The 12,783-nt window shown below is 58.6% G+C and carries 15 protein-coding genes; 7 read left to right on the top strand and 8 right to left on the bottom strand.

Going from position 1 to position 12,783, the window contains the following annotated elements:
* Window positions 1–4 precede the first annotated feature (4 nt).
* The 5 genes from AC1RR7_RS27630 to AC1RR7_RS27610 form a co-directional block, all read right to left on the bottom strand.
* On the bottom strand, window positions 5–1,093 hold the full coding sequence (locus AC1RR7_RS27630) for a flagellar basal body P-ring protein FlgI (protein ID WP_080593281.1): 1,089 nt from the start codon (window positions 1,091–1,093) through the stop codon (window positions 5–7).
* A gap of 27 nt (window positions 1,094–1,120) precedes the next feature.
* Window positions 1,121–1,816, bottom strand: a complete 696-nt coding sequence (gene flgH / locus AC1RR7_RS27625; protein WP_007965503.1) for a flagellar basal body L-ring protein FlgH — start codon at window positions 1,814–1,816, stop codon at window positions 1,121–1,123.
* 53 nt (window positions 1,817–1,869) lie between these two features.
* Entirely contained in the window at window positions 1,870–2,655 is a 786-nt protein-coding gene (gene flgG / locus AC1RR7_RS27620; RefSeq protein ID WP_096822210.1) for a flagellar basal-body rod protein FlgG, read from the bottom strand.
* Window positions 2,656–2,700: 45 nt separating this feature from the next.
* Complete coding sequence (locus AC1RR7_RS27615) at window positions 2,701–3,441, bottom strand: flagellar basal body rod protein FlgF (protein ID WP_096822211.1); 741 nt, start codon at window positions 3,439–3,441, stop codon at window positions 2,701–2,703.
* Between the two features lie 235 nt (window positions 3,442–3,676).
* Complete coding sequence (locus tag AC1RR7_RS27610) at window positions 3,677–5,236, bottom strand: sigma-54-dependent transcriptional regulator (protein ID WP_096822212.1); 1,560 nt, start codon at window positions 5,234–5,236, stop codon at window positions 3,677–3,679.
* A 223-nt stretch (window positions 5,237–5,459) separates the two neighbouring features.
* On the opposite strand from AC1RR7_RS27610, the gene phhA reads away from it, so the two are divergent.
* From phhA to AC1RR7_RS27580, 6 genes are all read left to right on the top strand, one after another.
* Window positions 5,460–6,296, top strand: coding sequence for a phenylalanine 4-monooxygenase (gene phhA / locus AC1RR7_RS27605; RefSeq protein ID WP_225739972.1), 837 nt, complete (start codon window positions 5,460–5,462; stop codon window positions 6,294–6,296).
* Window positions 6,297–6,413: 117 nt separating this feature from the next.
* Complete coding sequence (locus tag AC1RR7_RS27600) at window positions 6,414–6,770, top strand: 4a-hydroxytetrahydrobiopterin dehydratase (RefSeq protein ID WP_003222798.1); 357 nt, start codon at window positions 6,414–6,416, stop codon at window positions 6,768–6,770.
* Window positions 6,770–7,963 carry an amino acid aminotransferase gene (locus tag AC1RR7_RS27595; RefSeq protein ID WP_102620324.1) on the top strand — a complete coding sequence of 398 codons (1,194 nt, stop codon included), beginning with the start codon at window positions 6,770–6,772 and terminating at the stop codon, window positions 7,961–7,963. Before AC1RR7_RS27600 ends, AC1RR7_RS27595 begins: the two co-directional genes overlap by 1 nt.
* A gap of 200 nt (window positions 7,964–8,163) precedes the next feature.
* A complete protein-coding gene (locus AC1RR7_RS27590) occupies window positions 8,164–8,295 on the top strand; it encodes a hypothetical protein (protein ID WP_255261961.1) in 132 nt (43 codons plus the stop codon).
* A gap of 38 nt (window positions 8,296–8,333) precedes the next feature.
* Complete coding sequence (locus AC1RR7_RS27585) at window positions 8,334–8,552, top strand: hypothetical protein (RefSeq protein ID WP_096822214.1); 219 nt, start codon at window positions 8,334–8,336, stop codon at window positions 8,550–8,552.
* A gap of 95 nt (window positions 8,553–8,647) precedes the next feature.
* Window positions 8,648–9,835 (top strand): MFS transporter, encoded by a 1,188-nt coding sequence (locus tag AC1RR7_RS27580; protein WP_493065537.1) that lies wholly within the window; start codon window positions 8,648–8,650, stop codon window positions 9,833–9,835.
* On the opposite strand, the gene arfB is transcribed toward AC1RR7_RS27580, so the two are convergent.
* Entirely contained in the window at window positions 9,832–10,245 is a 414-nt protein-coding gene (gene arfB / locus AC1RR7_RS27575; protein ID WP_096822216.1) for an alternative ribosome rescue aminoacyl-tRNA hydrolase ArfB, read from the bottom strand. The genes AC1RR7_RS27580 and arfB overlap by 4 nt on opposite strands.
* 296 nt (window positions 10,246–10,541) lie before the next feature.
* On the opposite strand from arfB, the gene queC reads away from it, so the two are divergent.
* A complete protein-coding gene (queC, locus tag AC1RR7_RS27570) occupies window positions 10,542–11,240 on the top strand; it encodes a 7-cyano-7-deazaguanine synthase QueC (RefSeq protein ID WP_096822217.1) in 699 nt (232 codons plus the stop codon).
* Between the two features lie 70 nt (window positions 11,241–11,310).
* On the opposite strand, the gene AC1RR7_RS27565 is transcribed toward queC, so the two are convergent.
* Together AC1RR7_RS27565 and AC1RR7_RS27560 are read right to left on the bottom strand one after the other, a co-directional pair.
* Complete coding sequence (locus AC1RR7_RS27565; RefSeq protein ID WP_096822218.1) at window positions 11,311–12,189, bottom strand: queuosine precursor transporter; 879 nt, start codon at window positions 12,187–12,189, stop codon at window positions 11,311–11,313.
* Entirely contained in the window at window positions 12,179–12,778 is a 600-nt protein-coding gene (locus AC1RR7_RS27560; RefSeq protein ID WP_096822249.1) for a helix-turn-helix transcriptional regulator, read from the bottom strand. The genes AC1RR7_RS27565 and AC1RR7_RS27560 overlap by 11 nt, the downstream gene beginning before the upstream one ends.
* Window positions 12,779–12,783: the final 5 nt, after the last annotated feature.

Here is a 12,783-nt window from a genome sequence, read left to right as displayed (position 1 = left end):
GTCCTCAGATCACGATCAGATCGGCTTGCAACGCGCCGGCCTGCTTCAGTGCTTCGAGAATGGCCATCAGGTCACCCGGTGCCGCGCCGACCTGGTTCACCGCACGCACGATTTCGTCGAGGGTGGTGCCCGGGCCGAACTTGAACATCGGCTTGGCTTCCTGCTGAGCATTCACCCGCGAGCGCGGCACCACGGCCGTCTGACCATTGGACAGCGGGCCCGGCTGGCTGACGATCGGGTCTTCGGTGATGGTCACGGTCAGGCTGCCGTGGGTCACGGCGGCCGGCGAAACTTTCACGTTCTGGCCGATGACGATGGTGCCGGTACGCGAGTTGATGATGACTTTCGCCACGGCCTGACCCGGGTCGACTTCGAGGTTTTCCAGGATCGACAGATAGTCGACGCGCTGGCTCGGATCGAGCGGCGCGGTGACGCGGATCGAACCACCGTCGATGGCCTGGGCAACGCCAGGGCCGAGCATGTCGTTGATCTTGTCGACGATGCGCTTGGCGGTGGTGAAGTCGGAACGGTTGAGGTTCAGCGTCAGGCTGTTGCCCTGGTTGAAACCGCTCGGCACCGAACGTTCGACCGATGCACCGCCCGGGATGCGACCGGCCGACGGAACGTTGACGGTGATCTTCGAACCGTCACGACCTTCAGCATCGAAACCGCCGACCACCAGGTTGCCCTGAGCGATGGCGTAGACGTTGCCGTCGATACCCTTGAGCGGGGTCAGCAACAGGGTGCCGCCGCGCAGGCTCTTGGAGTTACCGATGGACGAAACGGTAATGTCGACCTGCTGACCCGGTTTGGCGAACGCCGGCAGATCGGCACTCACCGATACCGCCGCGACGTTTTTCAACTGCACGTTGCCCGATCCCGGCGGCACCTTGATGCCGAACTGCGAGAGCATGTTGTTGAAGGTCTGCAGGGTGAACGGGGTTTGCGTCGTCTGGTCGCCGGTGCCGTTAAGCCCGACCACCAGGCCGTAGCCGATCAACTGGTTGGAACGCACGCCAGAGATGCTGGCGATATCTTTCAGCCGCTCGGCGTGGGCACCAAAGGCTGCGGACATCAACGCCGCAGCGAGCATGAGGCTCTTGAAATTCAACGTAGCCACCTAGAAAGGGAACAGCGGGCTGAGGAAGAAACGGTCGAACCAGCCTGGCTGACTCGCATCGGCGAACGAACCGGTGCCCGAGTAGGTGATGCGCGCATCGGCGACCCGGGTCGACGACACGGTGTTGTCAGTGGCGATGTCATCGGCGCGCACGAGGCCGGCGATCCGCACCAGTTCATCACCGGTGTTGAGGGTCATCCACTTCTCGCCGCGCACGGCGATGATTCCGTTGGGCAGCACGTCGGCGACGGTCACGGTGATCGAACCGGTCAGGGTGTTGCCCTGGGCCGCCTTGCTGTCGCCCTTGGTCGCACGGTCGCCGCTGTAGCCGACGTCCAGGCTCAGGTCGTTACCGCCCAACGGGTTGTTGGTGGTGCCGCTGCCGCCGAACAACGAAGTCAGGCCGATGCCGGTCTTGCTGTTCTTGGCCACTTGCGAGTTGGCGTTCTTGCTGGCCTGAGTCTTCTCGTTCAGGGTGATGGTGATGATGTCACCGACCCGGAACGCCTTGCGGTCGCTGTACAGGTTCTGTTCGAAACCGGCCTGATAGATCGAGCCGTTGTTGGCGGCCGCCGGCAACGGCGTCCGCGGCAACACCGGGGCGTAGTAAGGGTCATTGGGCTTGGGCGTCGGAGCGACGCAGCCCGCGAGCGAGACCACCCCACCCAATGCCAGAACAGATACGAAGCGTTTCATGACCCTTACCTCACGGTGTTGCAGGCGGCCTCATGGCCGCCTCATAGACTTGATTACAGATTCTGCGTTACGAACGAGAGCATCTGGTCGGCGGTGGAGATCACCTTGGAGTTCATCTCGTAAGCGCGCTGAGTGGTGATCATGTTGACCATCTCTTCCACGGTGCTGACGTTGGAGGTTTCCAGGGTGTTCTGCAGGGTGGTGCCGAAACCGTTCAGGCCCGGAGTGCCGATTTGTGGCGCGCCGGAAGCGGCGGTTTCCAGGAACAGGTTGTTGCCCACGGCTTGCAGACCGGCCGGGTTGATGAAGTCGGCGGTTTGCAGGTTGCCGATCACTTGCGAGGCGGCGTTGCCGGCAACGGTGATCGACACGGTGCCGTCACGGCCAACGGTGAAGGTCTGGGCGTTGTTCGGGATGACAATCGCTGGCTCCAGAGCGAAACCGCTGGCGTTGACGATCTGGCCATTGGAGTCGAGGTGGAAAGTACCGTCACGGGTGTAGGACGTGGTGCCGTCCGGTTGCAGGATCTGGAAGAAACCACGGCCGTCGAGGGCCATGTCCAGCGGCTGCTCGGTGGTTTGCAGGCTACCGGCGGTGAAGTTCTTCTGGGTGCCGACGATGCGCACACCGGTACCCACTTGCAGACCCGACGGCAGTTCGCTGTCCTGGGTCGACTGGGCGCCAGGCTGACGCTTGATCTGATACAGCAGGTCCTGGAACTCGGCGCGGTCACGTTTGAAACCCGTGGTCGACACGTTCGCCAGGTTGTTGGAAATGGTGGTCAGGTTGGTGTCCTGGGCGGACAGACCGGTTTTGGCAACCCATAGAGCCGGAAGCATTCGATTCTCCTCGTGCGCCTGTTTTACGGCGCGACGTTCTGATAATTAGCTGATCTGCAAGACCCGAGCCATGGCCTGGTCGTCGTCTTTGGCGGTGTTCATCATCTTGACGTGCAACTCGAACTGCTTGGCCAGGGCCAGCACCGACGTCATTTCTTCCACGGCATTGACGTTGCTCGACTCCAGGAAACCCGACACCAGTTTGACGTTGGCATCGGCCGGCGCAGGCTGGCCGTCCTTGGTGTAGATCGAACCGTCCAGGCCCTTGTTCATGTTCTTGATGTCCGGATTGACCAGTTTGATCCGGTCGACTTCGGCCATGACGCGCGGGCCTTCGCCCATCGCACGAATACTGATGGTGCCGTCTTCACCGACTTCCACCTGCTGCTGCGGCGGCACGGCAATCGGCCCGCCATTGCCCATGACCGGCATGCCGTTGCCGGCACGCAGCACGCCCAGGGCGTCGATATTGAGGCTGCCGGTGCGCACGTAGCTTTCACCGCCGTTGGGGTTCTGCACGGCAATGAAACCGTTGCCGGTCACGGCGACGTCGAGGTCGCGACCGGTCTCCACCAGGGAGCCTGCGGTGAAGTCGGTGGCGGGCCGTTCGCTCATGGCAAACGCACGCGCCGGAAAGCTGTCACCGAACACCGGCATCGAACGCGCCTGCTCCAGGTCGCGCTGAAAACCATTGGTGGAGATGTTCGCCAGGTTGTTGGCATGAGCCTTTTGCGCCAGTGCGTTCTGGCTGGCGCCGGTCATTGCCACATAAAGGTACTTGTCCACACTCTTTCCTCTGCATGCCGGACGTTTGCCGCCCACCGCTGTACTGCTGAGCCACAAGCAATTTGCAGACCAACTTTTTTCTGGCGGTCGAGGACCCGATAAACAAAGGACTTGAGGGATTCAGCAGGGTTTGGGGAAATGTATCGAAGTCGAAAAACCGGCGGTGTCATGCCGCTTGGCGGCAATGGTGAGGCGCGATCACCCCGTGCCTTGCGCAGGAGTGATCGCGCAGGGATCAAGACTCGGTCTTGCCCACCTCATACTCACGCAGCTTGTTGGCAATCGTGGTGTGCGAGACGCCCAGCCGCTTGCCCAGCTGCCGACTGCTCGGATGTTCGGAATACAGTCGCTCAAGCACCGCTTTCTCGAAGCGCCCGACAATCTCGTCGAGCCCGCCCTCCAGCGAGAAATCGCCAAGCGGCTGACGCACGCCATAGTCCGGCAGACGAATATGCTCGGCCTTGACCGTCCCGCCATCACACAGCGAAACCGCCTGGAACAGCACGTTCTCCAGTTGTCGCACGTTGCCCGGCCAGTGGTAATGACTGAGCCGATCCATCGCCGCCGGCGCCAACTTCGGCAACGGGCAACCGATCTGCCGACTGGCCTGATCGAGGAAGTGCTCCACCAACGGCGTCAAACCGTCGAGGCATTCGCGCAGTGGCGGGATGTGCAACGAAAGCACGTTTAAGCGATGGTACAAATCCTGGCGAAACTCGCCACGAGCGCACAACTCGGACAGGTCGACCTGGGTGGCGCAGATCACCCGTACATCCAGGTAAACCTCTTCATCACTGCCCACACGACGGAAGCAACCGTCCTGCAGGAAGCGCAGCAATTTCACCTGTAAGCGTGGGCTCATTTCGCCGACACCATCGAGGAACAGCGTGCCGCCCGCCGTCAGCTCCAGCAGCCCGAGCTTGCCTTCAGCCCGCGCCCCTTCGAAGGCACCGGGGCCGTAGCCGAACAACTCGGTCTCGGCCATCGATTCCGGCAGCCCCGCGCAGTTGAGCGCCATCAATGGCGACTGGCCGCGCGGGCTCGCCAGGTGACAAGCCCGAGCCAGCAACTCTTTACCGGTGCCGGTTTCGCCTTCAATTAGAAGAGGCGCATCGAGCGGTGCCATGCGCCGGGCTTCACGCACCACCGCCGCCATCACTTTCGAGCTTTGAAAGATGCTGTCGAAACCACGCAACTCCTGCTTGCGCACGTTGTAGATGCGCTCGCCGACCCGATCCGCCCGGTGCAGCGTCAATACCGCACCGGCCATGGCCTCGCTGTCATCGTGCTCCGATTGCAATGGAGCGATGTCGGCCAGAAAGATATCGCCCTTGACCTTGACCCGCATGCCGTTGATTCGCGATTTGTTGGCGCGCACCAGTTCGGGCAAGTCGAAATCCTCGGCGTAACGCGACAGTGGAATCCCCGGCACTTCGTCGACCCGCACGCCGAGCAACTGCGCCGCCGCACGGTTGGCGGCAACGATCGAGCCGCCCATGTCGATCGACAGCACCGGAAACTCCAGCGCACCGAGCAACGCATTCAGTTCCATGTGTCGGCGTTCGCTGGGCATCAGCCCTACCCGCTTGACGCCGAACACCCCGGCGATGGCTTCGAATTTGGGCCGCAACGCCTGGAACTGCAAATTGATCAGGTTCGGGCAATGCAGATAGATCGCATTGCCGTGCTCACCGCCGACCTCGCCGCGGGCGACGTTGATCCCGTACTCCACCAGCAGATTGAGGATGTCGCGCAGGATGCCGATGCGGTTCTGGCAGTGGACTTTGATACGCATATAAAGGCCCGAAACAGGTAGAGGGGCGGATTTTTCTCTGCCGCCCGCAAGATAGTCGTCAAGATTATGTGACAGACACCGGCCATTTCAAACCCGCCAATCACCGTAATCACGACTTATCGCAAAAAGCGTAACGATAATTTTACGATTTAAAGAGACTTTTCCTACTCGGTCGGTCATCAACCTGCTGCAACACGGCACGCTCTGGGGTATTTCTCAGTCCATAGCAGGACATAACAAGAACGAATTCCCCTCGCAGGAGAGCAGTATGAAGCAGACGCAATACGTGGCCCGCGAGCCCGATGCGCAAGGTTTTATCGACTACCCCGCCGAAGAACACGCGGTGTGGAACACGCTGATCACCCGCCAGTTGAAAGTGATCGAGGGTCGGGCGTGCCAGGAATACCTGGACGGTATCGAAAAACTCGGTCTGCCCCACGACCGCATTCCGCAACTGGGCGAGATCAACAAGGTGCTCGGCGAGACCACCGGTTGGCAGGTCGCCCGCGTCCCGGCGCTGATTCCGTTCCAGACCTTTTTCGAATTGCTCGCCAGCAAGCAGTTTCCGGTGGCCACATTCATTCGCACCCGCGAAGAACTGGACTACCTGCAAGAGCCTGATATTTTCCACGAGATCTTTGGTCACTGCCCGCTGCTGACCAACCCGTGGTTCGCCGAATTCACCCACACATACGGCAAGCTCGGCCTGCAAGCGACCAAGGAAGAGCGCGTTTATCTGGCGCGTCTGTACTGGATGACCATCGAGTTCGGCCTGGTCGATACCCCGCAAGGCAAACGCATCTACGGCGGCGGCATCCTGTCCTCGCCAAAAGAAACCGTTTACTCGCTGTCGGACGAACCTGAACATCAGGCCTTCGATCCGCTGGAAGCCATGCGCACGCCGTATCGCATCGACATCCTGCAACCGCTGTACTTTGTCCTGCCGAACCTCAAGCGCCTGTTCGACCTCGCCCACGAAGACATCATGGGCATGGTCAAGCAAGGCATGCAGCTGGGTCTGCACGCACCGAAATTTCCGCCGAAACCAAAAGCTGCGTGAACCGTGGCTTTTACTTACAAGTGAGCCTGTCAGTCGTCGCGGCTTTGGTTTAGCGTGACGACATTGACGACCGTAACAGCTCTTATAAAAAAGACATCCGATCTCAGGAATCAAACCATGTCCACTTTGAACCAAGCCCATTGCGAAGCGTGCCGTGCCGATGCCCCACAAGTCAGCGATGAAGAACTGCCGATCCTGATCAAGCAGATCCCTGACTGGAACATCGAAGTGCGTGACAGCATCATGCAGCTGGAAAAAGTCTTCCTGTTCAAGAATTTCAAGCACGCCCTGGCCTTCACCAACGCCGTCGGCGAGATCTCCGAGGCCGAAGGTCATCACCCGGGCCTGCTGACCGAGTGGGGCAAAGTCACCGTGACCTGGTGGAGCCACTCGATCAAAGGCCTGCACCGCAACGACTTCATCATGGCCGCGCGCACTGACGAAGTGGCCAAGACCGCAGAAGGACGCAAGTAATGCACTTCGACGCCATCGGCCGGGTGCCCGGCGACCCGATCCTCGGCCTGATGGAGGCCTACGCGCAGGATTCCAACCCGCGCAAGTTCGACCTCGGCGTGGGCGTCTACAAGGATGCCCAGGGCCTGACGCCGATTCCCGAAGCGGTGAAAATCGCCGAGGCGCGCCTGGTCGAAAGCCAGGACACCAAGACCTACATCGGTGGTCACGGCAATCCGCTGTTCGGCAAGGTCATCAATGAGCTGGTGCTGGGTGCCGATTCGGCGCTGATCGCCCAGCAACGCGCCGGCGCTACCCAGACGCCGGGCGGCACTGGCGCCCTGCGTCTTGCAGCAGATTTCATCGCGCAATGCCTGCCGGGCAAAGGCGTGTGGCTGAGCAACCCGACCTGGCCGATCCACGAAACGATTTTCGCGGCGGCCGGGGTCAAGATCAGCCATTACCCGTACGTCGGCAGCGACAACCGCCTCGACGTCGACGCGATGCTCGCTGTGCTCAACGAAGTGCCGAAAGGCGATGTGGTGCTGCTGCACGCGTGCTGCCACAACCCGACCGGTTTCGATCTGAGTCACGACGACTGGCACCGGGTGCTGGACGTGGTGCGCAGCCGCAACCTGCTGCCGCTGATCGACTTTGCCTACCAGGGCTTTGGCGACGGTCTGGAGCAGGATGCATGGTCAACCCGGCTGTTCGCCGCCGAGTTGCCTGAGCTGCTGATCACCAGTTCCTGCTCGAAGAACTTCGGCCTGTACCGCGACCGTACCGGTGCGCTGATCGTCTGCGCGAAAACCGCTGACAAGCTCATCGACATCCGCAGCCAGCTGGCCCACATCGCCCGCAACCTGTGGTCGACGCCGCCGGATCACGGCGCGGCCGTCGTCGCAACAATCCTCGCCGACCCGGAGCTGAAACGCCGCTGGGCCGACGAAGTGGAAGCCATGCGTCTGCGCATCGCCCAGTTGCGCAGCGGTTTGGTCGAAGCGCTGGAACCGCACGGTCTGCGCGAGCGCTTTGCGCACATTGGCGTGCAACGCGGGATGTTTTCCTACACCGGCCTGTCGCCGGAACAAGTGAAAAACCTGCGCGAGCATCACAGCGTGTACATGGTCAGCTCGGGCCGCGCCAACGTCGCCGGGATTGATGCGACACGTCTGGATTTGCTGGCCGAAGCGATCGCTAGCGTCTGCAAATAAACGAATGTCAGGGGCGGCGGGCACACCGCCGCTCCCGCATTTGCCCTGCGTCACCCTGTCGCACTTGTCTAGACAATCCCGCCCGTCGCAACAAGCGGAATTAAAAATCTGTTTGTCATTTTTACTGCTGTATCCTTCGCAGGCTTTCTGAAAGCGCGGATCTACCAGATCTATCAACAGACTTAGCGAGGAGCGCAACCATGCACGAGATTCCCAATCTCCCCTTCCCAAGCCTGCACGTACCTGAGCAGACGACCACGCAACAAGCCGGTGCCCAACAGCCCGAGCCGAAAGAAGCCGCCGAAAGCCGTCCGGCCGACAGCAAAGAGTAAGTAACACCCGCCGTACAGACCGTGTGGAAAGCGCTAACATGCGCTTTCCACACTGCCTGAAGCCCGAGCCTGCCATGACCGACGAATCCTTTAACGAACAACAGGCTGAAATCCTCATCGGCGCCACCGAGAAGATGATCGAGATCTGGAGCCGCCTCTCGCCCGAGAAGCAAGCCGCCCTGCTCGCCCGTTTCGGCAGCGAAGAAAATGCCCTCGCCGCACTGGTCACCACGCAACTGGTCGCTCCGGCCAAATAGTTTTACTTTTCCCCGCCGCAGCATCGTCCACGCCGGTATCATGAGCAGCCTATCTATTCTGCTCTCCCCGTGGATCGTTACCCATGTCGTCCTCTATGCCAGAACCCCAGCGCCCCCTGGCGGTCACGCTGCAAGTCGTTTCCATTGTCCTGTTCACCTTCATCGGCTACCTGAATATCGGCATCCCGCTGGCCGTGCTGCCCGGCTACGTGCATAGCGACCTGGGCTTCGGCGCGGTCATCGCCGGTCTGGTGATCAGCGTGCAATACCTCGCCACCCTGCTCAGCCGCCCATATGCCGGCAAGATCATCGACAACAAGGGCAGCAAACGTGCGGTGATGATTGGTCTGGCTGGTTGTGGCTTGAGCGGTGTGTTCATGCTGATTTCGGCCTGGACCCCGAACCTGCCGATGCTCAGCCTGATCAGCCTGTTCGTCGGCCGTCTGGTGCTCGGCAGCGCGGAAAGTCTTGTCGGCTCCGGATCCATCGGCTGGGGCATCGGCCGCGTCGGCGCGGCCAACACCGCCAAAGTCATCTCGTGGAACGGCATCGCCAGTTACGGCGCGCTGGCGATCGGTGCGCCGCTGGGCGTGTGGCTGGTCAGCCGTTTCGGTCTCTGGAGCATGGGCGTGAGCATTCTGTTGCTTGCAGCGCTGGGCCTGCTGCTGGCCTGGCCGAAAACCGCCGCGCCGATTGTCGCTGGCGAGCGCTTGCCGTTCATGCACGTGCTGGGTCGCGTCTTTCCCCACGGCTGCGGACTGGCGCTGGGCTCGATCGGTTTCGGCACCATCGCTACCTTCATCACGTTGTATTACGCCACCCAGCATTGGGATAACGCGGTGCTGTGCCTGAGTCTGTTCGGTGCCAGCTTCATCGGCGCGCGACTGCTGTTCGGCAACCTGATCAACCGTCTCGGCGGCTTTCGCGTGGCGATTGCCTGCCTGTCGGTGGAAACACTGGGGCTGCTATTGCTATGGCTGGCGCCGGATGCGCACTGGGCATTGGCGGGTGCGGCGCTGAGCGGTTTCGGCTTCTCGCTGGTGTTCCCGGCGCTGGGCGTGGAAGCGGTGAATCTGGTGCCGGCTTCCAGCCGTGGCGCGGCGGTTGGCGCCTATTCGTTGTTCATCGACTTGTCGTTGGGGATCACCGGGCCGCTGGCCGGAGCGATTGCGGCGGGCTTCGGTTTTGCCTCGATCTTCCTGTTTGCCGCGATCGCCGCGCTGAGCGGCCTGGCGTTGAGCGTCTATCTGTACCGCCACACGTCGAAGTACCGCGAAGACTAGAAATCCACCTTGCCGCGCCCGGCCTTGATGCTGCCGCGCTTGGTCTTCGACTCCAGCCGACGCTTCTTCGAACCCAGCGTCGGCTTGGTTGGACGACGCTTCTTTTCGATCTTGGTGGCGCTGAGGATCAGCTCGGTCAGACGCTCCAGTGCATCGGCGCGATTCTGTTCCTGCGTGCGGTATTGCTGAGCCTTGATGATCAACACGCCGTCGCTGGTGATGCGAGTGTCGCGAAGCGCCAGCAGCCGCTCCTTGTAGAACTCGGGCAAGGACGAGGCAGGAATATCGAAGCGCAGGTGCACGGCGCTGGAGACCTTGTTGACGTTCTGCCCGCCGGCCCCTTGGGCGCGGATGGCAGTCAGTTCGATCTCGGCATCCGGCAGATGCACGTTATTGGAAATCTTCAGCATTGCATTCTCATCGTAGAGCCTGTTTCGCCGTGCCTGTAGCGGCTACGGTCAGCTTGACCTTGGGTGTGCTTTCAGTGTCGCGCCTTTTCACTATACACGGCGACTATCAGGCGAAACGGGCAGGCGAAACGGGAAAACGTCCGGGAGAAATGCCACGCCAACATGGGGGCATTAATCAGTGCCAACGAGCGCCGTACTACGTAGAATATCGCCACGGCAATGAGCAACCGAGACAAGAACCTCCTCGATTATTGTTCAAACATTGCACTTACTCGATCAATGCAGGAAGCATAACCATGAGCAATAAAGCAGTTATCGTTTTTAGCGGCGGGCAGGATTCAACAACCTGTTTGATCCACGCCTTGACCCACTACGATGAAATCCACTGCATCACGTTTGACTATGGCCAGCGCCATCGCGCAGAAATTGAAGTTGCACAGCAACTGGCAAAAGAACTTGGCGTGACCGTACACAAGACCATGGACGTATCACTGCTGAATGAACTGGCCATCAGCAGCCTGACGCGCGACAACATTCCAGTCCCGACCATCAATAGTTCAGGAGAAAGCCTGCCGAGTACATTTGTGCCGGGCAGAAATATCCTGTTTTTGACCCTGGCTTCCATATATGCGTACCAGGTTCAGGCCAAGACCGTCATTACCGGTGTTTGTGAAACAGACTTCTCTGGCTACCCGGATTGCCGAGATGACTTTGTAAAGGCACTGAACAAAGCCCTTGAACTGGGTATGGATTACAAATTGACCCTGGACACTCCGCTGATGTGGCTGAACAAAGCGGAAACCTGGGCGCTGGCCGATTACCATAACCGGCTGGAGTTCATTCGCGACCAGACACTGACCTGCTACAACGGCATCAAAGGTAACGGCTGCTCCAATTGCGATGCCTGTAATCTTCGTGCCAAAGGCCTCAACGAGTTCCTGAACAACAAAGAACAGGTTGCGCACAGCCTGAAAGCAAAACTGAATCTTAACTAAGTATATAACGACACATCAAGCGCTCACCCGGCACGACAGCAACAACACACCCGGTGAGCGCCATCCTGCATTATTGCGTCTGACCGCCAGTCAGGTACTTCTTGAACAATGCCCTTGCCCCGTAGGCAGGCAAGACATTAAAGAAAGCGAAGCCTACCTTTATCGCAATCTGGACGTAGATCATGTTCAGTATCGCGCTGGTCTCCATCGCGCCATAAAATGCGATGAAGCAGAAAAGAAAGCTGTCGATGATCACCGCAAACAACGTACTTAAAAACACGCGCAAAAACAGGAATCTGGAGTTCGTGAGCTCCTTGATTTTGCACAACAGATACGAGTTGATATTCTCGGAAACCAGAAATGAAACAGAAGAGGCTACCAGGACAGAAGACAACTGACTGATAACGTCATTGTAAGGCCCATCGAGCTTCCAGCCCGGCAGCCCGGGGAGATGAGTCGTGATGGCCAGCAAAATGATGATGGCCGCGTTGCTGATAAAAGCAAAAAGTATCGCTTTTCGCGCAAGCCTGAGACCGAACGTCTCATTCAACAAATCGACGATCAGAAAGGTCAACGGATAAAGAAAGGTACCCGGCGTTACGATAATATCAAAGTATTCCAGATAGATCGGTTTGGTCGCGGCGATACTGGTAAAGATGTACAGCGTAAACAACATGAGGTTCAGAATGATATAGATCATCCAGGAACTCTCATGACGATCATTCAGATCATAGGCGGTGAGCGTCTCTCCTTGGGAATAAAACTTCTTGTACAGGTTTTTGACTTCTATCTTGTTCAGATTGTCCATAATCTCACTATTCAACACTTCACTCAGTTTTATTTTAATAATCTTGCCGGTCGCGATGACCATGATGACGGCCAGGCTTTTTCCATTTTCAAACCCCAATAGCTTGTACTTGCTGTTTTCCATTTCAACACTACAACCCATTAAATCGTTCCTCGATTATATCCCCGACAACACAAATGCGATCCGTAGCAACGCTGATCTCTTTGGTTATAAGCAGCCTGTTTGTGATCTTGTCATACACCAGCTTTTCCCTATCGCCGGTCGACGAACCTTTCTGCACGATCAATAGATCGCCTGGTTCATGTAAACCATTGATCTCGTTCTCCAGCAGCACACCTATCAAGTTGAAGGAGGTGCCGAAATAGTAAGTCAACGGGTAAATCGTGGCCAACTCGCCTATCCTTTTATCCAGACTCTGGATAACCAGGCTCTCTTTTATGATAGGCACTGCCGCCGGGTTCATATTCCCCTGCGGAGAAATACTGCTTTCTATTATCTCCTTCTCTTCAAAATCGATCGTTTCTATTTCCTCATAGGAAACGCCGAAAAAATCAGAAATCTTGCGAACCGTGGACTGCTGTACGTTGACCACCTTCCCTTCGAGAATATTATAGATGGTGGTTCGGGTCAGGCCACTGGAGTTGCACAAGGACAGCTGCGTCTCCCCACGACTTTTAATCAAGTACTTGATGTTGTTTTTCAGATTCTCCGATCTTTCTCTTCTGTGCATGAAGT

Source organism: Pseudomonas sp. GW821-FHT11G12 (assembly GCF_058808055.1).
This window is presented reverse-complemented; position numbering and strand designations above follow the sequence as displayed.

Bases quoted from the DNA above. Each gene is read 5' to 3' on its own strand.
- AC1RR7_RS27585 (WP_096822214.1), top strand. From the start codon at position 8,334: ATGCGCTTTCCACACTGCCTGAAGCCCGAGCCTGCCATGACCGACGAA.
- AC1RR7_RS27610 (WP_096822212.1), bottom strand. From the start codon at position 5,236: ATGCGTATCAAAGTCCACTGCCAGAACCGCATCGGCATCCTGCGCGAC.
- AC1RR7_RS27595 (WP_102620324.1), top strand. From the start codon at position 6,770: ATGCACTTCGACGCCATCGGCCGGGTGCCCGGCGACCCGATCCTCGGC.
- arfB (WP_096822216.1), bottom strand. From the start codon at position 10,245: ATGCTGAAGATTTCCAATAACGTGCATCTGCCGGATGCCGAGATCGAA.
- AC1RR7_RS27580 (WP_493065537.1), top strand. From the start codon at position 8,648: ATGCCAGAACCCCAGCGCCCCCTGGCGGTCACGCTGCAAGTCGTTTCC.
- AC1RR7_RS27630 (WP_080593281.1), bottom strand. From the start codon at position 1,093: ATGCTCGCTGCGGCGTTGATGTCCGCAGCCTTTGGTGCCCACGCCGAG.
- AC1RR7_RS27600 (WP_003222798.1), top strand. From the start codon at position 6,414: ATGTCCACTTTGAACCAAGCCCATTGCGAAGCGTGCCGTGCCGATGCC.
- flgH (WP_007965503.1), bottom strand. From the start codon at position 1,816: ATGAAACGCTTCGTATCTGTTCTGGCATTGGGTGGGGTGGTCTCGCTC.
- AC1RR7_RS27590 (WP_255261961.1), top strand. From the start codon at position 8,164: ATGCACGAGATTCCCAATCTCCCCTTCCCAAGCCTGCACGTACCTGAG.
- queC (WP_096822217.1), top strand. From the start codon at position 10,542: ATGAGCAATAAAGCAGTTATCGTTTTTAGCGGCGGGCAGGATTCAACA.
- AC1RR7_RS27565 (WP_096822218.1), bottom strand. From the start codon at position 12,189: ATGGGTTGTAGTGTTGAAATGGAAAACAGCAAGTACAAGCTATTGGGG.
- AC1RR7_RS27560 (WP_096822249.1), bottom strand. From the start codon at position 12,778: ATGCACAGAAGAGAAAGATCGGAGAATCTGAAAAACAACATCAAGTAC.
- flgG (WP_096822210.1), bottom strand. From the start codon at position 2,655: ATGCTTCCGGCTCTATGGGTTGCCAAAACCGGTCTGTCCGCCCAGGAC.